This window comes from Neptunicella marina (assembly GCF_014270035.1).
GTDB lineage: Bacteria > Pseudomonadota > Gammaproteobacteria > Enterobacterales > Alteromonadaceae > Neptunicella > Neptunicella marina.
Genome location: NZ_JACNEP010000003.1, coordinates 1 through 20,420 on the forward strand (window position 1 = coordinate 1; position 20,420 = coordinate 20,420).

The window sequence follows — 20,420 nt, forward strand, 5'->3', positions numbered from 1 at the left end:
GTGTACGTTTAACTCGTTGTTTATCTGCTGTTGTCATAATAAATCCTAAATGTGTAAACACATTTCAGGACAAGACAGCCGATGAATAATAAAAGGGATGGCTTAGCCATCCCTTTTATTATTCAATTGATGTTTTCTGGATTGTTTTATGTATGTCATTTATTTTCATTAACGCGGCTGAGCCATAGTAATTAAATAACTCATAGTTAAATATACCGGCTTTAACTGCGGGATCTGCTTCTACCATTTCACGAGCATCATCTATCGATGCGGTATTGAGAATGAAAATACCCCGTTTAGGTTTCGCATCCATAAGAGGTCCCGCTAGCACTAATTTACTGTTCTCAGCTAACTTGCTCATGTTAGCAAAATGACCTTTAAACAATGCTTCACGCTGCTGCGGGTCGGTGATTTTATCGTCCTGCGAACCTGTGACCAGAATCACCAAGACATATGATTTCATGCCATATTGATCCGCGCCTAACTGTTCGGCAAGTTGTTGATTATAAGTGTGCTCAGCATAGGCATTGAAAAATGTCAGAGACAGTAAAATGAGCAGGTAATTGGCAAATTTGAACATAATTCTTCAATTCTCCGGTTTTAGTCACAGGCATTAACTTGTAATACACTGCATGTGCCCCAAGGTATAGCAATTCGTTATGTTTTTGTCGATTGTCTGCTGAATTAACGACTAAGTAATCATTAAGGTAAATCAATGCAATATGTAAAACTGGGTAGTAGTGGACTGGATGTATCTAATATCTGTCTGGGAACCATGACATGGGGAACGCAAAACACCCAGCAGGATGCGAATGATCAAATGGCAGTGGCACTGGAAGCTGGAATCAATTTTTTTGATACCGCTGAAATGTACTCGGTACCACCCAATGCTGACTCTTATGGTAAAACCGAGATCATCATAGGTAACTGGTTAAAAGCCAATTCAGATAAACGACAAGATATAGTACTTGCAACAAAAATTGCTGGTCCCGGCCTTAGTTATATTCGTGATGGCCGACCTGTAAACGGTGCTGATTTAATTTCAGCGGTCGATGATTCATTAAAGCGTCTTAATACCGACTATATCGATTTGTATCAGATCCACTGGCCTAATCGAACGAGTCCGCACTTTGGTAAACACTGGCCAGGATTTTACAAACTAAGTGATGCCGAAAGTGCAGAACAAAGCCTGCAAATGGCTGAAATATTAAAAGCCATTGATGAGTGCATCAAACAAGGCAAAATTCGTCATTGGGGCTTATCTAACGAAACCCCCTGGGGCATTAATCAGTATCTTAAGTTAAGTGAAGAGCAATCTCTGCCGCGACCGGTGTCGATTCAAAATGAGTTTAACCTGTTACACACCAAAGACTGGCCTTATTTAATTGAAAACTGCATTCATGAGGAAGTGGCATATTTGCCATGGTCTCCTCTTGCTGCAGGTGCTCTGAGTGGGAAATACGCAGATGGTCAACGCCCTGCTGGAAGTCGCTGGACTTTAGTGCAACGCAATGGATTATTCCGGGATACACCTTATTCACGTCAGGCTACTCAGGCCTATGTAGACTTAGCCAAACAACATAATATTACACCTTCACAGTTAGCACTGGCCTGGGTGAAACAGGTGGATGGCGTGAGTTCAACTATTATCGGTGCGACGACTATCGAACAACTTAATGAAGATATCACTGCATTTAATATTGAATTAAGTGACGAGTTGCAGGCAGGTATCATGCGCATTATGCAGCAATATCCGGTGCCTTTTTAATTAATGTTTTTGATTTTAAAAAGAGAAAGGGGCTTAACGCCCCTTATTTGTTATTACTGTGGGGTGGAACTGGCCACGGGGGCGGAAGAGGATTGTGACAAGCGCTTAAGCTCAGTTTCCAGCTTGTTTAAACGATTAGCCATGGTTTGATTATTGAGAATGGCATTAGTTAGTTTGCCATTTACATCACTAATGTGTTTGTCATTACGGCTTTGTGCCTGCAATGCCTGCTCCAGTTCTCGTTTTACGATATCCTGCGCAGTTTTAAGGTTAGTCAACTGCTCCTGCAATGCGGCAATGCTGGTGTTATTTAACCCTAAGTCAGACTCAAGGCCATCTGCACGTTTTTTCAATTCGCTGATGGGTTGTGACACTTGTTTTATTTCTTTGGATAAATCTGCGATATCAGCCTGATTCCTCCGCCATGCCGAGGCCCACAGTTTGTCCATTTGTCCCCAAAGTTCTTCTGTTTTTTCAATCAGTTGTTTTACTTTGGTTTGCAATGCAATGGTCGATTCACCCATTTCTTCACCGGTGGCGGAAAGCTTTTTCTCCAGCTCCATGATGCGGTTATTGGAATCGAGTAGATCAATCTTTAATTTTTCGCTTTGTTGCCATAACCAGCTACAGGCACCACCTGCACCGAGAACTAATAAAAAGGTAAACACACCTAAAAAGGTATTACGGCCTTTTACGGGTTTATCCGTGCTCGGTGTTTCAACATTGGTTTTAGGGATTTTTTGTTGATTACGCTGACGTTGATAAGCTTCTTTGTCTTCCTTATCGAGAAAGATCCTTGGTGTATTGTCATCAAAATCGGACATGGGTTTCCTTTATTACTGCTTTATTAGATGAAAGTGCCTGATTACATCAACTTATCATATTACCAAACACATCAGAAATGAACGCACCTGTAGAAAATATATTGCAGAAAATAAAAAGGCCCGGTTCTTACGAAACCGGGCCTTTATTATTTGACTGGTTAATCAAATTTATTTTTTAGCCTGGCGCTCTTTTTCTGCTGCAATAACAGATTCTGAAACGTTAGCAGGGCATGGCATGTAGTGTGAGAACTCCATAGAGAACTGACCACGGCCAGACGTCATAGTACGTAAGTGTCCGATATAACCGAACATTTCAGACAGTGGAACGTCTGCTTTAATACGTACACCAGTAACACCAGCTTCCTGGTCTTTAATCATACCGCGACGACGGTTTAAATCACCGATTACGTCACCAACATGATCTTCCGGAGTGAATACGTCAACTTTCATAATAGGTTCAATCAGCTGCGGAGAACACTTAGGAATAGACTGACGGAAAGCGCCTTTAGCAGCGATTTCGAACGCGATAGCAGATGAGTCAACTGCGTGGTAAGCACCGTCGTACAGTTCAACTTCAACGTCTAACACTGGGAAGCCAGCTAAAGTTCCTTGTTCCATCATGCCTTTGAAACCTTTTTCAATGGCTGGGAAGAATTCTTTAGGTACGTTACCGCCCACAACTGTAGACGTAAACTTGAAGCCAGAACCTGGTTCACCAGGACGGATGCGATAATCAATTTTACCGTACTGACCAGAACCACCTGATTGTTTCTTATGGGTATAAGAATCTTCAACTGATTGAGTGATAGTTTCACGGTAAGCAACCTGAGGCTGACCAACAACCAGTTCAACACCGTAAGTACGCTTCAAGATGTCTACTTTGATATCCAGGTGTAATTCACCCATACCTTTAAGAATGGTTTCACCTGAATCTTCATCAGTTTCAACGCGGAAAGATGGATCTTCTGCCACCATTTTACCGATAGCAATACCCATTTTCTCAGATGCACCTTTGTCTTTAGGCGCAACTGCGATAGAGATTACTGGCTCTGGGAATACCATGGCTTCAAGCGTACAAGGGTGCTTAGGATCACATAAAGTGTGACCAGTTTGCACGTTCTTCATACCTACGATAGCGATGATGTCACCCGCTTGTGCAGAGTTTAATTCGTTACGCTCATCGGCTTGCATTTCTACCATGCGGCCAACACGTTCAGTTTTACCGGTTGCTGAGTTAAGGATGGTGTCACCCTTGTTCAGTTTACCAGAATAAATACGTACGAAAGTCAGGGCGCCAAAACGGTCATCCATGATTTTGAACGCAAGTGCGCGTAATGGCTCATCAGCAGAAACTAAAGCGTGCTCGCCAGTTTCGTTACCTTCTTCATCAGTCAGAGGCTGAGGATCAACTTCTGTTGGATCAGGTAAGTAATCAACAACGGCATCAAGAACTAATTGAACACCTTTGTTTTTGAATGCAGAACCACAGTAAGTTGGGAAGAAATCTAACTTACGAGTACCTTCACGGATACAACGTTTCAGGTCTTCAATAGAAGGTTCTTCACCGTCCATGTAAGCCATCATCAGGTCGTCGTCTTGCTCTACTGCGGTTTCAACCAGCATTTCATGGTATTCATTTACTTTGTCTACCATGTCTGCAGGTACGTCCTGGATCTCATAATTTTCTGGCAGACCAGTGTCATCCCAAACGTAAGCTTGTTTCGTTAATACATCAACAACACCAACGAAGTCGTCTTCGATACCGATTGGCAAAGTCATTACCAATGGCGTTGCACCCAGAACGTTTTTGATCTGGTTAACAACACGGTAGAAATCAGCACCCATACGGTCCAGTTTGTTTACGAAGATTACACGAGCTACTTCAGAGTCGTTCGCATAACGCCAGTTGGTTTCTGACTGAGGCTCAACACCACCAGAACCACAGAATACACCAATACCACCGTCAAGAACTTTCAGTGAACGATATACTTCAACTGTAAAGTCAACGTGTCCAGGGGTGTCTATAACGTTAAAACGGTGGTCTTTCCAGAAACAGCTTACTGCTGCAGACTGGATTGTAATGCCACGCTCAGCTTCCTGTTCCATGAAGTCGGTTGTTGATTCACCGTCATGTACTTCGCCCGTTTTATGGATTTTACCAGTCAGTTTCAGAATACGTTCTGTTGTTGTGGTTTTCCCCGCATCTACGTGCGCGAAAATACCGATATTTCGATAGAGAGATAAGTCTGTCATTGCTTCACTCAATTGTCAGGATGAAAAATTGCGCGATAGTATACAGGAAAAAAAGTTTCGGTACTGTTTTTCCTTACTAAAAATTAACCAAATTATTAAAAATTTTGAATTACAGGGAGGATTACGCTTATAAATCGCTTTCTTCACTGCGCGCTATTCTAAAATCACGCGCAGTATAGAGAGTCACAAATCACATTGATAGCCTTGAATACTATGTTGGTGAAAATTTATTCGCTTTTAGCGGTTTCAAGTCTGGCTTTTTCAGTAAACCACAGATTAAAAAAGTCCTGAGTAATCTTTTGTTCTATTTCCAGTGCTTGTTCTGTCGGACAGAAAATGGTGAATTCGGTGCAAGTATCACCAAGATTGCTGGTACTAATATAAATGTGAGCTTCCGGACCTGGGATACTCACTTCAAGTCGTTTTTCAATAATCTGGCTGTAACGAATGGCCACGTCGTGGAAATGTTGACAGTGTTCAGCCGCCTTTTGAGTGAGCTCGTCAATAAAATTGTATGGGTTCACACTCATATCCCGCGTAATGACAAAATGATGCGAGACGTATCGTTTGAGATAATTTAGATTTTTTATTGGCTGATTGATTAACAGACTATTAGGTAATATTAGTGTTTTACCGGAAAAATTATAGGTTTCCATGTCCACTTCAAGAATGGTTAATTTGGTCCAGTCGGTTGCAGTTACTTCTCCGCAATGATCGCCAATTTGGATCCAGTCACCCACTCGAAAAGGGCGTGTTGAAGCAAGATAAATAAAGCCAAGCAGACACTGAATAAATTCACGGGTCGCGAGCACAATGGCAACCATAAAGGCAGCAATAGAGAACGCAAATTTTTGTAATTCATCTGCCCACAGGTTGAGTACAACAATAATGATCAGGAAGTTGAGAAGATTTTTGATGGTATTAACCAGGTCGCGCTTATCTTTACCTTTCTTTTTCGCGTTGCGTTTAATCAGTTGGACTGTAGCGTATTTCAGCAGAATAAACAGAAGAAGCACTGCCAGTGAAACCAACAGTTTGTATTGTGAAAGTTGCGCAAGCATGGATACCACCGAATTCATGATGTTGCAGTGTAACGCCTCAGGTTGTGGGTAATACCTTTATTTAGCAGTACATTGAGATTAAACAAGCGCGATATGGTAAACACTTGTATTACTTTGTCCAATCAATCCGAAAAATTAGTTTTAATTTTAAAAGGTTAGATATTATTCGGCACCACTAATGATTTGTAATTGAGCAATATCGGTATCACCTTTTAAGACTTTATATATACCGTCCTGAGTTAGGGTTCTCATACCATCGGTCATTGCTTGTGCTTTCATGTCATGTACCGAAGCTTCCTTATATACTAACGAACGCAGCCCGGGGGTCATAGTCAGCAGTTCATGTACACCGGTTCTGCCTTTATAGCCGGTATCACCACACTCATCACAGCCTTTTCCATGATATAGCTGTATATCATCCAGATTAATTTCATCGAGAAATTCCTGCCCGTACTGACGCTTTATAAAAGCGATATCGTCTTCACTGGGAACATGTGGTTCTTTACAGTTAGGGCAAATCGTTCTGATCAGGCGTTGCGCCAGTATACCAACGCAGGCATCGGAAAAGTTAACCGGATCAAGACCTAAGTCAAGTAAACGGGTAATGGTTTCAGGCGCTGAATTGGTGTGCAGAGTAGACAATACCAAGTGACCGGTTAAGGATGCTTCGATACCAGCTTGTGCGGTTTCTTTGTCGCGCATTTCACCAATTAAAATAATATCCGGGTCAGCACGTAAAAAAGCGCGTAGAGCGTTGGCGAAGGTAAAACCTATTTTGGCGTTAACCTGAACCTGTTGTAAGCCGGGCTGAGTAATTTCCACAGGATCTTCTGCGGTCCAGATCTTCTTATCAGCGGTATTTAAGTCACCTAGCACAGCATGCAAGGTTGTGGTTTTACCTGAGCCAGTTGGGCCTACTACTAATATAATGCCATGCGGTTTTTTAATCATTTCTTTGAGCATGGCCATATTGCGTGGAGATAAGTTCATTTTCTCCATTGGCATGGCACCGCCAGACGCTAATATCCGCATCACCACACCTTCGCCTGCTACTGTAGGAATGGTAGCTACCCGTACTTCAACTAATTGACCCGACATACGTACAGCGATTTTTCCATCCTGCGGTACACGTTTTTCCGCAATATTAAGGTTGGACATGATCTTAATACGCGCAATGACGGCACTATGGTGTGACGCTGGAACCTGGGTAATGTCGCGACAGACTCCATCAACTCTCATTCTTACACGTGTCGGCCCATTTTTTTCCGGATCAACATGAATATCGGATGCGTTTAAGCGTTTAGCATCATGCAGAATGCGGCTAACTAAACGCACAACAGCTGGTGCATCGTCCGACATTTCTTCCTGACTGTCATCCTGAACTTCTGAACTTGTGCCTATTTCGTCAAGAATGTCATCCATGGCGCCGGGCGCAGAGCCACCCCCTCCGCCTTCCCCTAAATATTGTAAAACCGCATTAGGCAGGGCAACGCAAATCTCGTAACTCTCAATACCCAGCGCGCTTTCAATTTCCATCAATAACGCGGCATTATTAGGTTCCGACATTAAAACAATAGGGTTATCAGATACATCGGCTATGACTGCTACTAAATTGCGCTTTAAATAGGAGCTGTTGAGTTTACTGTCACTTTGGTAAAGGTGATATTTGTCCGGATTAAAGGTTAAAAAGGGGACCTGATAATGGATCGATAGCGCCTGACCGATTTGGTCTTCAGATATACGTTGTTCGGATACCAGTCGTTGAATTAACTGACGGTTGTCTTTACTGGACTCTGTTACTTTTTTTAATTCGCTATCTGATATTAAATTATTGTGCACTAAAAACTGGAAAGGTTGTTGAGTACCCCCAAGTTCATAACGAAACTTATTACCGATAATTTTTGCCAGATCCTGCGCAATTTGTAGATCGCTATCGGAGAAATCACCTTTACGTTTATTGATGACCTGTAATACTCCAAGCAGTACCCCTGAATTTAATATTGGCACGCATAGAATATTACGCGTGGTAAAGGAGCTTGATTTGTCGAACTTGTCTTCGAAGCGCAAGCGGGGGTGAATACTGCTAAGCTCTTCACTGTTATATGGATTGGCAATTAGTAATGGCAGTTGTGCCAACGCAACATAACCGGCAATGGACTGTGGGCTGATAGGCACTTTTATTTCACGTGTTTCGCTACCGGTTTTAAAACGCGCGGATAAGTCCTGACTCTGACGACGACGTTGAAAAATACTCATCCGCTCTGCATCAAACAAACCTAAGATAATCGATTCAAGTTGTTGATAGGCATCCATCAACGTTGAATGGGAATCAAGGAGTCGATTAATTTTCTCAAGTTCTAATTCGGTACGTGGCGTATCTAGCATATTATCCGTCAAATCATGTACTTAATATTTAATATCATACTATAGCTAAGCCATAGCCGCAGTATTAAGTGTTGTACCACTTAATCATCAATTAATCATATTTATTGTTGCATCGCTGTACAGCTTCTGTATAATTCGCGTCCGCTGTCAGCAATGGCAGCAGCAATTGTTGTCTGATTTAGGCACAATTTAATTAACAGGGTCCCGATTTGGGGCTAGTAATTATTCACGCATCCCCCCTCCCAATAGATGGAAGGCGGTGGGTGTATATTTTTGTTCTTTCGATTGGAGCTTGGTCGATGCCAAATCAAAGAATTCGTATTCGTTTGAAAGCGTTTGATCACAAGTTGATCGATCAGTCTACGGCTGAAATCGTTGAAACGGCCAAACGCACTGGTGCGCAAGTAAGTGGTCCAATTCCACTTCCTACACGCAAAGAGCGTTATACGGTGTTGATTTCCCCCCACGTGAATAAAGACGCACGTGATCAGTATGAAATTCGCACTCATAAGCGTCTGGTTGATATCATTGAACCTACTGATAAAACAGTAGATGCACTGATGAGACTAGATCTGGCTGCCGGTGTTGATGTTCAAATCAGCCTGGGCTAATTAGAGGGTTTTAACAATGGCGATTGGTCTAATCGGTCGTAAAGTGGGAATGACTCGCATCTTCACTGAAGATGGCGTATCAATCCCAGTGACTGTTATCGAAGCGACCCCAAACCGTGTTACTCAGTTACGTACTGAAGACACCGATGGGTATCGCGCGCTACAAGTGACCGCTGGCACTAAAAAAGCTAACCGCGTAAACAAAGCTGAAGCAGGTCATTTTGCTAAAGCTGGTGTGGAAGCTGGCCGTGGTTTGTGGGAGTTCCGTTTAGACGGCAATGAAGGTGAAGGCATTGAAGTTGGCAGTGAAATCACTGTTGAAGTTTTTGCTGAAACTAAGAAAGTTGACGTAATCGGTACTTCTAAAGGTAAAGGTTTTGCAGGTGCAATCAAACGTTGGAACTTTAGTCACCAACGTAATTCACACGGTAACTCATTATCACACCGTGCTCCGGGTTCAATTGGTCAAAACCAAACTCCGGGTCGTGTTTTCAAAGGCAAAAAAATGGCAGGCCACTTGGGTGCCGAGCGCGTAACTGTGCAGTCTTTGGAAGTCGTACGTGTTGACGCTGAACGCAACCTACTGTTGATCAGAGGTGCAGTTCCAGGCGCAACAGGTGGCGATGTTATCGTTAAACCTGCAGTTAAAGCTTAACGTTCGGGAGATCGGTGATGGAATTAGTATTGAAAGACGCTAAAGGCGCTCTTGAAGTATCCGAAGCTACTTTTGGACGTGAGTTTAACGAAGCATTGGTACATCAGGTAGTTGTCGCTTTTGGCGCAGGCGCCCGTCAAGGTACCCGTGCTCAAAAAACACGTTCTGAAGTAAGCGGTGGCGGTAAAAAGCCATGGCGTCAAAAGGGAACTGGTCGTGCCCGTGCTGGCACAATCCGTAGCCCAATCTGGCGTTCTGGTGGTGTTACATTTGCTGCGAAAAATCAAGATCACAGCCAAAAAGTTAACAAAAAGATGTACCGTGGTGCGATCAAAAGCATCCTGTCTGAATTGGTACGTCAGGAACGCTTGGTTGTTGTTGAGAAGTTTGCAGTTGAAGCACCAAAAACCAAAGAATTGGTTGCTAAATTAAACGAACTGGAATTGAACGACGTATTAATCGTAACTTCTGAAGTTGACGAAAACTTGTTCTTATCTGCACGTAACCTGTACAAAGTTGATGTACGTGATGTTGCGGGTATTGACCCAGTAAGTTTGATCGCTTTCGAAAAAGTATTGATGACTGCTGATGCAGTGAAGCAATTAGAGGAGACGTTAGCATGATCAGTGAAGAACGTCTGTTAAAAGTGGTTGTAGCACCACACGTTTCTGAGAAAACGACTCTGGCTGCGGAAAGCAACACTGTTGTCTTCAAAGTTTTGAAAGACGCAAACAAAAACGAAATCAAACAAGCAGTTGAAAAACTGTTTGAAGTTGAAGTTGATTGTGTGCGTACCGTAAACGTGAAAGGTAAAACTAAGCGTACAGGTATGCGTATTGGTAAACGTAATGACTGGAAAAAGGCTTACGTTGTGCTTAAAGAAGGCCAAGACATCGACTTCGCCGGTGGCGCTGAGTAACAGGAGTAAATTGACATGGCATTAATGAAAGCTAAGCCAACTTCTCCGGGTCGTCGCCACGTAGTTCAGGTGGTTAACCCGGATTTGCATAAAGGTGCTCCTTATGCGCCTTTGTTGGAAAAAAACAGCAAGTCTGGTGGTCGTAACAACCAAGGTCGTATTACTGTACGTCATGTAGGTGGTGGTCATAAACAACACTACCGTATCATTGACTTCAAACGTAACAAAGATGGTATTCCTGCCAAAATTGAACGTTTGGAATACGATCCAAACCGCTCTGCAAACATTGCTTTAGTATTGTATGCAGATGGTGAGCGTCGTTACATCCTGGCACCAAAAGGTGTTAAAGCTGGCGATCAGGTGATTTCAGGTTCTGATGCACCTATCAAAGCTGGTAATACTTTACCAATGCGCAACATTCCAGTAGGTACAACTGTACACGCTGTTGAAATGAAGCCAGGTAAAGGTGCACAGATCGCACGTTCTGCCGGTGCTTACGTTCAAATTCTTGCACGTGACGGTGCGTATGTAACTATCCGTCTGCGTTCTGGTGAAGTACGTAAAGTTCAATCTGATTGTCGTGCGACAATCGGTGAAATCGGTAACGCAGAGCATATGTTGCGTTCATTAGGTAAAGCGGGTGCAAACCGTTGGAGAGGTATTCGTCCAACAGTTCGCGGTGTAGCAATGAACCCGGTTGATCACCCACATGGTGGTGGTGAAGGTCGTACGTCTGGTGGCCGTCATCCAGTATCTCCATGGGGTAAACCGACTAAAGGTGCTAAAACCCGTAAGAACAAGCGTACCGATAAGTTCATCGTACGCCGTCGTAATAAGTAATAGCGAGGATTCACCATGCCACGTTCTCTCAAGAAAGGTCCATTTATTGACCTGCACTTGCTGAAGAAGGTAGAGACTGCGGTGGAAAATAACGACAAAAAACCAATTAAAACCTGGTCACGTCGTTCTATGATCATCCCTGATATGATTGGGTTGACCATTGCAGTCCACAACGGCCGTCAACACGTTCCAGTATTCGTTACTGACGAAATGATCGGTCATAAATTGGGCGAATTTGCGCCAACGCGTACTTACCGCGGTCATATCGCGGATAAGAAAGCCAAGAAACGATAAGGGGTAGGAAAATGGAAGCATTAGCTAAACATCGCTTTGCCCGCACGTCGGCTCAAAAGGCTCGCTTGGTTGCGGATCAAATTCGCGGTTTACACGTTGAGAAAGCATTAGAAGTTCTGACTTACAGTCAGAAAAAAGCAGCCGAACTGGTTAAAAAGGTTCTGGAATCTGCGATTGCTAACGCTGAGCACAACGAAGGCGCTGATATCGATGAGCTGAAAGTTGCTAAGATCTTCGTAGACGAAGGTCCAACTATGAAGCGTATTAAGCCACGTGCCAAAGGCCGTGCAGATCGTATCTTTAAGCGTAGCAGTCACATCACAGTCGTTGTGGCTGATAACTAGGAGTAGATTATGGGACAGAAGGTACATCCTACAGGTATACGCCTGGGTATCAGCAAACCATGGACATCTACCTGGTACGCTAATACTAAAGACTATGCAGATAACCTGTTTAATGATCATCAGGTACGTCAGTTCTTAACTAAAGAATTGAAAGCTGCTTCAGTATCTAAAATTGTTATCGAGCGTCCTGCCAAGAGCATCCGTGTGACTATTCACACTGCGCGTCCTGGTGTGGTTATCGGTAAGAAAGGTGAAGACGTAGAAAAACTGCGTAAGCACGTTTCTAATCTGGCTGGTGTTCCAGCTCAGATTAATATTTCTGAAGTACGTAAACCTGAGTTAGATGGTCAGTTGGTTGCTGACAGCATTGCCAGCCAATTAGAGCGTCGTGTTATGTTCCGTCGTGCTATGAAGCGCGCAGTACAAAATGCAATGCGCATTGGTGCTCAAGGTATCAAAGTTGAAGTAAGTGGCCGTTTGGGCGGTGCTGAGATTGCCCGTAGCGAATGGTATCGTGAAGGTCGTGTACCACTACACACTTTCCGTGCTGACATCGACTATGCAACCTCAGAAGCCAATACCACTTACGGTATTATCGGCGTTAAGGTTTGGATCTTCAAAGGTGAAGTGTTAGGTGGTTTACCTACCCACGAGCAGCCAGCTGCTCCGGCACCTAAGAAGAAAAAAGGCCGCGCTGCGAAGCAAGGGGGCTAAGGCATGTTACAACCTAAGCGTATGAAATTCCGCAAAATGCATAAAGGCCGCAACCGCGGTACTGCAATTGCGGGTGGTAAAGTTAGCTTCGGTACTTTCGGCTTAAAAGCTGTTGGTCGTGGTCGTATGACGGCTCGCCAAATCGAAGCGGCTCGTCGTGCCATGACTCGTCACGTTAAACGTCAGGGTAAAATTTGGATTCGAGTTTTCCCTGACAAACCAATTACTGAGAAGCCTCTTGAAGTGCGTCAAGGTAAAGGTAAAGGTAACGTTGAGTACTGGGTATGTCAGATTCAACCAGGTCGTGTTTTATATGAAATGGAAGGTGTTCCAGAATCATTGGCTCGCGAAGCGTTTGAACTGGCAGCGGCTAAATTGCCATTTAAAACAACCTTTGTAACTCGGACGGTGATGTAATGAAAGCGACAGAGCTGAAAGATAAAAGCGTAGAAGAGCTGAATGCAGAGCTGTTAAACCTGCTGCGCGAACAGTTCAACTTGCGTATGCAACACAGCACTGGTCAGTTAGAAAAAACTGATCAGATCAAAAAGGTGCGTCGTAATATTGCTCGCGTTAAAACCATTTTGACTCAGAAGGCAGATGCATAATGACTGAACAAAATGTTCGCACAGTACAAGGTCGTGTAATTAGCAACAAAATGGACAAGTCCATCGTTGTTGCCATTGAGCGTCGTGTAAAACATCCTATCTATGGGAAGTACATTACACGTACCACTAAATTACACGCTCACGACGAAACTAATCAGTGCAACGAAGGCGATACCGTCACTTTACGTGAATGTCGCCCTATCTCTAAGACTAAGTCCTGGACACTGGTAGACGTTGTGGTTAAAGCTAAAATTATCTAATTTTAGACTTTTGCTAAATTAAAAAGGCGCTCTTGTAGCGCCTTTTTTGATCCTTTAATTTTATTGAGCAACGGATTGTTATTTGAATTATGTCATACTACCAGTAATGATCTGTCCTTGATTTCCCTGTCAGTTAGACCAAAAAAATATTTACCTCAAAAACAAACAGATAAAGCTTTTAGGTAATCTTGTCGATATCTGGGTATGTGCGTTTATACACAACTACCGGATTAATTCCTCTATTCTTTGAACACACCCACTTTGGAGGAAGATGATGAAAGCAGCAATTATTTCTGTTTTGATTTTTCTGCCCGCTTTATGCCAGGCTGAAGAGCTATTCTGGCACAATAATCTGCAAGACATTGCTAACGATAAAGCGAAAAAAAGTGGCTTTCATTATGAGCGACAGGACTTCAGTGTCGATGGTTATAAAGAGCATCATGCTGAAATGCGTTATGAAAAATTTTTTGGAAAAGACTGGTTTATACAAACTCAAATAAAAGTAGATCGCAGGGATTTACAATCTGGCGTCTGTAAGCAGAAATTTGATTTATATACCTATCAGGTTATGCCTGCGGTGCAGCTCTCTCCTAAATTACTATTTGGTATTGGCTATCAACGGCTGCTTAAAGGCGAGATGTCGTTCACTCAGGAGCGGCAAGTTGATATCGAAAATCAGCGAGCATGGTCAGCAAACCTGCAGTTTCACTATAGCGACGATCACAGACTGAATTTATCGATTAGCCGCTATCGTATTAATGCACACGATTTTTCACCCTTAAGCCAGCATGAAACATTTGGTGAAAATGCTCTACGGCTAAAATATCAATTACGTTTCTAGCAAAATATGTGTGTCAGGCAAAGACTACGGTTTTATTGTGATGAATAATCACTCTGTCTTGTAAGTGGTAGCGTAAACCATTTGATAATGCCGTTTTTTCACAATCCTTACCTTTTCTGACCATATCATCAGCACTGTCACTATGAGTAATACGGATAACCTGTTGCTCGATAATCGGCCCTTCATCAAGATCTTTGGTGACGTAGTGACAGGTGGCACCAATTAATTTTACTCCGCGGTCATAAGCCTGTTGGTAAGGTTTAGCACCAGCAAAGGACGGTAAAAAGCTGTGGTGAATATTAATCGCGCGGCCTGATAATTTTTCGCATAAAGTATCGGGTAGAATCTGCATAAAACGTGCGAGCACGGTTAAATCAATCTGGTAGTTTTCCAGCAATCTTTCAATTTCAGCAAATGCCTGCTGCTTTGACTGATTCTTAAAATCAACAAAGTGAAACGGGATGGCATACCAGTCTGCAAATTGCTTCATCTTGGCATGGTTGGCAATAATACAGGGTATTTCGCAATCAAGCTCGCCACTGTGCCAGCGATGCAGCACATCCATCAGACAATGTGACTCATGACTGGCTAACAATGCCATACGCGGTTTGTCGGCTGAATCGGTCAATCGCCAGTTCATCTGAAACTGACTGGCTATTGGTGCAAAAGCGTTGGCAAAATCCTGTTTATTTAATTTAAAAGAATCAGCCTGGATTTCATGGCGCATAAAAAAGCGTCTGGTCTGTTGATCGGTATGATGGCTAGCCTCGACAATAGTTGCGTCATTTTCAGCTAAAAATACACTGACTGCCGCAACTAAACCCACCTGATCGGGGCAATCTATAACCAAACGTAATGTTTGTTGCATTTTTTATCTCTTAACTACCTGAATTATATTGGATAACAGACTAACTATTCTTGGCTGGAGAGCCAATAGCTACAACGCTATAAAGCCACCTTTTTTGTTATAACACTGCTTAAAGTGCTGAATTTCTGACCTGAAATTTTACGCGTTTTTAACTTGGCTACGCTTCAGGTTAGGGGATAATTGCCTCGCTAGTTTTGAACAAAAAATAACCGTGAGTAACATGAGGGTTATTCTGATAATAAAGATGCTGATTTAATAAGTAACAACGGACTATTCATCAGGATAACAAGGAATAAAAATAATAATACTGGTTGCTGACTTTGTGAGGTTTATTCAATATTGCTCACATCATTATTCCCACTATCTGCACTTACTTTCTTCGCTAGTCTGAATTATCACTAATCTTCCGATGTATTAAAAAGGACCGGGATGAACTCTATATACAGCAGGTTATCGTTGCGTGGCAAAATCATGGGCATTTCTGTGCTAATTAACTCGCTTCTTATAACCAGTTCCTTTTATGCCTTATGGGCTATGGGGACTATTGGAAATGAACTTAAAAATGTCGCACAAAAAGATATTAAAATAACAGAGCGTTTCACACAACTGACAATGCAGCAGCTTGCAGTGAACATTGAGTTCGAAAGAGTTGCTCATTATGGCGCTCTGCGTCAGTCGATGGTGCAACAGGACAAGGCATTCGATACCGCATTATCTCAGTTTGCCCAACGCAACCAACAAATAGAACCACTGATAAATGAAATTCAGCATTTAATTACCCAATCAATGCACGGCGAAGTATCCGATACTACTGAATACCGTGGGATTGATACTGGTTTGCAATATTTCATTAAATTGCGTAAACAATTTAATCAACAGGCTGCGCAGGTGATTAATGCTTATAAAACAGGGGCTGTCGCCAGCGCTGAGACAGGAATTACCGAACTGGAAGGCATTTCAGGACAAATTGACTTGCAATTAGAAGCTGTACTGGAAAATCTCGAACATTTTACTTTTAGCCGGGTAGAGGCAGCTCAGGCTCGGGAACAGCACTCAGTTTATTTTATGATCGCTCTTGTTTTGCTGAGTTTACTTATCGGGTTTGCAATGAGTTATTTCATTGCCAACAAAATAGTAATGGCAATTCGTCAGACGATTACTACTGCATCAGGCGACTTAACTAAAGACATTGAGGTGAATGCCAGCGATGAAATTGGCGAATTACAGCAGGCTATGAATAGTATGCGTCGTCGATTGCTGGATATGCTTGATAGAATTAGTAATACCACCGAACAATTATCGGTTTCAGCTGAACAAATGAGTCAGGTGACAAGAGATACCAGTAAAAATATCGATATTCAGCATCAGGAAACGGAACAGATTGCATCGGCTATCACACAAATGTCTGCTACCGCGCAGCAAGTTGCCGTGAATGTGAATCAAACAGCCACCGCTGCATTTGAAGCAACCAAGGCGACAAAACAAAGTAGTGACATTGTTGTTAATGCGATTGAACAAATAAATCGTCTGGCTAAACAAGTGGAAGTATCGGCCACTACTATTTCGGAAGTGGAACAGCAGTCCGATACCATAAATAGCGTGTTGGATGTGATCAAAGGTATTGCCGACCAAACTAATTTACTGGCGTTAAATGCGGCAATTGAAGCCGCGCGAGCGGGTGAACAAGGACGTGGTTTTGCCGTTGTTGCTGATGAAGTCAGGACGCTCGCTGGACGCACCCAGACTTCAACCGATGAAATAAACAGCATGATAGAACAATTACAACAACGTTCTATGATGGCAGTTAAAGTCATGCAGGACAGTCAGCGTGAGGCAGAAAAAGCCGTATCTTTGTCACAGGATACTAGGCATGCATTACACACCATTTCCAGTGCAGTAGAAAAGATCAATCTGAATGCAGATCAAATTGCCAGTGCGGCAACACAACAAGGCCCCGTTGCTGAAGAAATTAACACTAACATCATAAAACTTAATGAGCTGTCACATCAAAATACACAAGGTGCTGAGGAAACCGCAACGGCAACGGATGAGCTAAATCGTATGGCGTCAGAATTACAGAATATTGTAGGAGCCTTTAAAACAGGTTAGTACAACGACCAGCTATTTATGATCGGATAACGTACTCCACCCGACGAAGAAACAGATTCATACAGGTGGAATTGCGTGAACTGCAATTCAATGTCTGGAGAAAATAACGCGGCAGGTGGATTGGACGGGCATTTCCTGTATAAGGTCACGTGTGGTACATAAGTTTGATGTCTTAACTGTAAGCCAGCTTGCTGTGTCAGCGATGTAACCGATGTCGCAAGTTGCATCAATTCAGGTTGTATTTCGTCTGTTCCGACAAATAACACTTTGGGTTTAGCGAAATAACCCAGTGTATTAAGTTGTATGGAACAGGCTGGTAGTGCTGTGGCTTGTTCCAATGTTGTTTGTAATTGCTCAAGTTGCGAATGGTTTAACTGACCAAGGAACGCCAGCGTGATATGAAAATTGGCCGCAGGCACTTTGCCTTCAATCGCAGGCAACGCATGTTGTCGCCAGTTATCGATTGCCATTTTGCTTTTGGCATCCGGCTCCAGACCAATAAAACAACGCATAATCGTCTCCTGTGCATATCGCTTACTCAACATTATATCCACCAACTGCTACCATAGCGCATTCGCATTTTTGTCTGGACAGGTAACAGGTGTCTCTTCCGGTACAACAGCTTTTTGAGCCTCTTACAGAGGCATTGCAACATCAGGACGTGATCCTAACTGCGCCACCCGGTGCCGGCAAATCCACCTGTCTGCCATTGCATTTACTCACGCTGCCACAATATAAAACAAGTAAAATCATCATGTTACAACCAAGGCGCATTGCGGTGAGAAATATCGCTATGTACCTGGCTGAGCAACTAGGTGAATCCGTCGGGCAAACGGTAGGTTATCGTGTGCGTGGTGAGCAAAAGGTGAGTGCACAAACTCGCTTAGAAATAGTGACCGAGGGTGTCCTGCTGCGACAACTGCAACACGATCCTGAACTGAGTTCAGTAAGCTTAGTTATTTTCGATGAATTTCATGAACGTAATATTTTCTCCGACTTTTCTCTGGCCTTGTGTCTTGATGTCAAACAGGCGCTAAGAGACGATTTACGCCTGCTTATTATGTCTGCGACTCTCGATGTGCAAGCGCTGCAACAGTTTATGCCAGATGCAGAATGCCTTGAATGTGAAGGGCGCAGTTATCCGGTAGATATTCAGTACTCGCCATTAGGTACATCACAAAAATTAGCAGATAAAGTGGCACAGCTTTGTGTGCAATCAGTAAATAATAACAGTGGTGATATTTTAGTTTTTTTACCGGGTAAAGCCGATATTCAGCGTTGTGCTGAGCACTTACTTTCTGTTGGTATCAATGCCGATGTGCATCAGTTATACGGTGAGTTGAATAAAGCTCAACAACAGGCTGCGCTTAAACCTGCCCAACATCGTAAAATTATTTTAGCTACCAACATAGCGGAAACCAGTCTCACCATTGAAGGCATTAAGCTGGTAATAGACTCCGGTCTGGAAAAACACGCCAGTTTTGATTTAAACAAAGGCATGACGCAGCTCAAAACTGTGCGTATTTCACAGGCTTCTGCTACGCAGCGAGCCGGGCGCGCCGGACGTTTATCTGCCGGTGTGTGTATTCGATTATGGGAAAAAGAAAGCCATAGCCGGTTAGCGAAAGATTCAACGCCCGATATCCTTACTCAGGATCTCAGTCCTTTTTTGTTAGAGTCCCTGGTGTGGGGCACACCAATAGATGATTTAAGTTTGTTAACTCAGCCAACTGCTGCGCAGCTTTCACACGCAACGCAGTGGTTAAGCCAACTCTCTGCGCTGGATCAACAAGGAAGAGTAACCAGCCATGGTCGCACTTTGCAGCAAACATCCAGCCATCCGACGCTGGCAAATATGTTACATCAGTCAAAAGCGATGGGAGAACAAGCTCACAGTCTGGCGTGCGCCATCGCCGCAATAGTTGAATCGCGTGACAGAGCAAGTAATCAACATGGCACCGTATCTGGTCTGTTGTATCAATTGCAGCAAAATCGTCAGCATCCGCTTTGGAAAGAAATACATCAGTGGCATGCACGTCAAAACATCTCTATTACTGACTGGAACTTAGATGCTGTCGCTTTATTGCTATGTTTGGCATTTCCTCATTGGATTGCACAACAACGCAGAGCACAAAGTTACTTGCTTGCCAACGGCTGTGGCGCGGCGCTAAATGAGCAGGATCCATTAACCAAACATCCGTATCTGGTGGTGGTAAAAGCCGGCTGGCATGAGAAAAAATCCGATGCTGATATTTATCTGGCTGAACCACTGGATATTCATCAGTTTCAACTGCACTTTTCAACGCTTATTGATACACGCCAGCAATGTGAGTGGGTTGCGGACAAACAACAAATTATTGCCAGCGAACAAGCTTATTTTGGCAAATTGAAACTGGGCAGTGCGCAGATTAAAGCACCCAGCCAAAGCCAATGCGCTGATATCTGGCATGCTGTTTTGGAGAAACAAGGGCTGGGATTTTTGCCTTTATCCGAACGTTGCCAGCAATTAATTCGCCGACTCGCCATCGCCCAGCAATGTGAGCCTGCATTGGAATGGCCTGACTTTGATGAACAAACACTGCTGGCAGAAAAAGCGTTATGGTTGTTGCCTTACATACAGCAATACACGTCGGCCAAACAGTTGGGTAATGTAGACTTTTATTCGCTGCTATTGCAACGCCTCGACTGGCAGCAACAACAGCATTTGCAGCAACATTATCCTGAAAAACTGGCATTGCCCACAGGCGAGAACGCCACAGTGGATTACTCGGCAAACGGGGATGTGACTATCTCCGCTCGTATGCAGCAGTTTTTTGGTTTACTTGAGTCCCCCAGCATTGCTCAGGGCCGTAAAAAAGTTATTGTAGAGTTATTGTCACCGGCTAGACGTCCGTTGCAAAAAACCGCAGATTTAGCCGGGTTCTGGCAGGGCTGTTATCAGGAAGTAAAAAAAGAGATGAAGGGGCGTTATCCTAAGCATTATTGGCCGGATAACCCTGCGATTGCGGAACCAACTACTAAAACCAAAAAACACATGCAGGCACAAAAAAGCCGTGATTAACACGG

22 protein-coding genes are annotated in these 20,420 nt (G+C 43.3%); 15 read left to right on the forward strand and 7 right to left on the reverse strand.

Features of this window, described 5'->3' with window-relative positions; all coding sequences use genetic code 11:
* Nucleotides 1-118: 118 nt before the first annotated feature.
* Nucleotides 119-580, reverse strand: a complete 462-nt coding sequence (locus tag H8B19_RS04535) for a YciI family protein (RefSeq protein ID WP_186505610.1) — start codon at nt 578-580, stop codon at nt 119-121.
* Between the two features lie 135 nt (nt 581-715).
* Here H8B19_RS04535 and H8B19_RS04540 point away from each other — a divergent pair, with 135 nt between their 5' ends.
* On the forward strand, nt 716-1,768 hold the full coding sequence (locus H8B19_RS04540; protein ID WP_186505611.1) for an aldo/keto reductase: 1,053 nt from the start codon (nt 716-718) through the stop codon (nt 1,766-1,768).
* Between the two features lie 53 nt (nt 1,769-1,821).
* On the opposite strand, the gene H8B19_RS04545 is transcribed toward H8B19_RS04540, so the two are convergent.
* The 4 genes from H8B19_RS04545 to H8B19_RS04560 form a co-directional block, all read right to left on the reverse strand.
* Nucleotides 1,822-2,592 carry a hypothetical protein gene (locus H8B19_RS04545; protein WP_186505612.1) on the reverse strand — a complete coding sequence of 257 codons (771 nt, stop codon included), beginning with the start codon at nt 2,590-2,592 and terminating at the stop codon, nt 1,822-1,824.
* 168 nt (nt 2,593-2,760) lie between these two features.
* A complete protein-coding gene (gene fusA, locus H8B19_RS04550; protein ID WP_186505613.1) occupies nt 2,761-4,845 on the reverse strand; it encodes an elongation factor G in 2,085 nt (694 codons plus the stop codon).
* A 227-nt stretch (nt 4,846-5,072) separates the two neighbouring features.
* Complete coding sequence (locus tag H8B19_RS04555; RefSeq protein WP_241737485.1) at nt 5,073-5,924, reverse strand: mechanosensitive ion channel family protein; 852 nt, start codon at nt 5,922-5,924, stop codon at nt 5,073-5,075.
* A 144-nt stretch (nt 5,925-6,068) separates the two neighbouring features.
* Complete coding sequence (locus H8B19_RS04560) at nt 6,069-8,291, reverse strand: ATPase, T2SS/T4P/T4SS family (RefSeq protein ID WP_186505614.1); 2,223 nt, start codon at nt 8,289-8,291, stop codon at nt 6,069-6,071.
* A 299-nt stretch (nt 8,292-8,590) separates the two neighbouring features.
* On the opposite strand from H8B19_RS04560, the gene rpsJ reads away from it, so the two are divergent.
* The 12 genes from rpsJ (at nt 8,591) to H8B19_RS04620 (ending at nt 14,377) form a co-directional block, all read left to right on the forward strand.
* The gene (gene rpsJ, locus H8B19_RS04565) at nt 8,591-8,902 is read left to right on the forward strand and encodes a 30S ribosomal protein S10 (RefSeq protein ID WP_010179497.1); all 312 of its coding nucleotides are present in this window, start codon (nt 8,591-8,593) and stop codon (nt 8,900-8,902) included.
* A gap of 16 nt (nt 8,903-8,918) precedes the next feature.
* The gene (gene rplC / locus H8B19_RS04570; RefSeq protein WP_186505615.1) at nt 8,919-9,557 is read left to right on the forward strand and encodes a 50S ribosomal protein L3; all 639 of its coding nucleotides are present in this window, start codon (nt 8,919-8,921) and stop codon (nt 9,555-9,557) included.
* 17 nt (nt 9,558-9,574) lie between these two features.
* Nucleotides 9,575-10,180, forward strand: a complete 606-nt coding sequence (gene rplD / locus H8B19_RS04575) for a 50S ribosomal protein L4 (protein ID WP_186505616.1) — start codon at nt 9,575-9,577, stop codon at nt 10,178-10,180.
* On the forward strand, nt 10,177-10,476 hold the full coding sequence (gene rplW / locus H8B19_RS04580; protein WP_186505617.1) for a 50S ribosomal protein L23: 300 nt from the start codon (nt 10,177-10,179) through the stop codon (nt 10,474-10,476). The genes rplD and rplW overlap by 4 nt, the downstream gene beginning before the upstream one ends.
* Nucleotides 10,477-10,491: 15 nt before the next feature.
* Nucleotides 10,492-11,316 carry a 50S ribosomal protein L2 gene (gene rplB, locus H8B19_RS04585; RefSeq protein WP_186505618.1) on the forward strand — a complete coding sequence of 275 codons (825 nt, stop codon included), beginning with the start codon at nt 10,492-10,494 and terminating at the stop codon, nt 11,314-11,316.
* Nucleotides 11,317-11,331: 15 nt separating this feature from the next.
* Complete coding sequence (rpsS, locus tag H8B19_RS04590; protein ID WP_186505619.1) at nt 11,332-11,610, forward strand: 30S ribosomal protein S19; 279 nt, start codon at nt 11,332-11,334, stop codon at nt 11,608-11,610.
* An 11-nt stretch (nt 11,611-11,621) separates the two neighbouring features.
* A complete protein-coding gene (gene rplV / locus H8B19_RS04595; protein ID WP_186505620.1) occupies nt 11,622-11,954 on the forward strand; it encodes a 50S ribosomal protein L22 in 333 nt (110 codons plus the stop codon).
* Nucleotides 11,955-11,963: 9 nt separating this feature from the next.
* Complete coding sequence (gene rpsC, locus H8B19_RS04600; RefSeq protein ID WP_186505621.1) at nt 11,964-12,668, forward strand: 30S ribosomal protein S3; 705 nt, start codon at nt 11,964-11,966, stop codon at nt 12,666-12,668.
* A gap of 3 nt (nt 12,669-12,671) precedes the next feature.
* Complete coding sequence (rplP, locus tag H8B19_RS04605) at nt 12,672-13,085, forward strand: 50S ribosomal protein L16 (RefSeq protein ID WP_186505622.1); 414 nt, start codon at nt 12,672-12,674, stop codon at nt 13,083-13,085.
* Entirely contained in the window at nt 13,085-13,276 is a 192-nt protein-coding gene (rpmC, locus tag H8B19_RS04610) for a 50S ribosomal protein L29 (RefSeq protein WP_186505623.1), read from the forward strand. Before rplP ends, rpmC begins: the two co-directional genes overlap by 1 nt.
* The gene (gene rpsQ / locus H8B19_RS04615) at nt 13,276-13,536 is read left to right on the forward strand and encodes a 30S ribosomal protein S17 (protein ID WP_186505624.1); all 261 of its coding nucleotides are present in this window, start codon (nt 13,276-13,278) and stop codon (nt 13,534-13,536) included. Before rpmC ends, rpsQ begins: the two co-directional genes overlap by 1 nt.
* Nucleotides 13,537-13,807: 271 nt before the next feature.
* Nucleotides 13,808-14,377 (forward strand): hypothetical protein, encoded by a 570-nt coding sequence (locus H8B19_RS04620; RefSeq protein ID WP_186505625.1) that lies wholly within the window; start codon nt 13,808-13,810, stop codon nt 14,375-14,377.
* 13 nt (nt 14,378-14,390) lie between these two features.
* On the opposite strand, the gene purU is transcribed toward H8B19_RS04620, so the two are convergent.
* Nucleotides 14,391-15,245, reverse strand: coding sequence for a formyltetrahydrofolate deformylase (purU, locus tag H8B19_RS04625; protein ID WP_186505626.1), 855 nt, complete (start codon nt 15,243-15,245; stop codon nt 14,391-14,393).
* 429 nt (nt 15,246-15,674) lie between these two features.
* Here purU and H8B19_RS04630 point away from each other — a divergent pair, with 429 nt between their 5' ends.
* The gene (locus H8B19_RS04630) at nt 15,675-17,354 is read left to right on the forward strand and encodes a methyl-accepting chemotaxis protein (protein ID WP_186505627.1); all 1,680 of its coding nucleotides are present in this window, start codon (nt 15,675-15,677) and stop codon (nt 17,352-17,354) included.
* On the opposite strand, the gene thpR is transcribed toward H8B19_RS04630, so the two are convergent.
* Nucleotides 17,351-17,866, reverse strand: a complete 516-nt coding sequence (gene thpR, locus H8B19_RS04635; RefSeq protein ID WP_186505628.1) for an RNA 2',3'-cyclic phosphodiesterase — start codon at nt 17,864-17,866, stop codon at nt 17,351-17,353. The genes H8B19_RS04630 and thpR overlap by 4 nt on opposite strands.
* An 89-nt stretch (nt 17,867-17,955) precedes the next feature.
* On the opposite strand from thpR, the gene hrpB reads away from it, so the two are divergent.
* The gene (hrpB, locus tag H8B19_RS04640) at nt 17,956-20,415 is read left to right on the forward strand and encodes an ATP-dependent helicase HrpB (RefSeq protein WP_186505629.1); all 2,460 of its coding nucleotides are present in this window, start codon (nt 17,956-17,958) and stop codon (nt 20,413-20,415) included.
* Nucleotides 20,416-20,420: the final 5 nt, after the last annotated feature.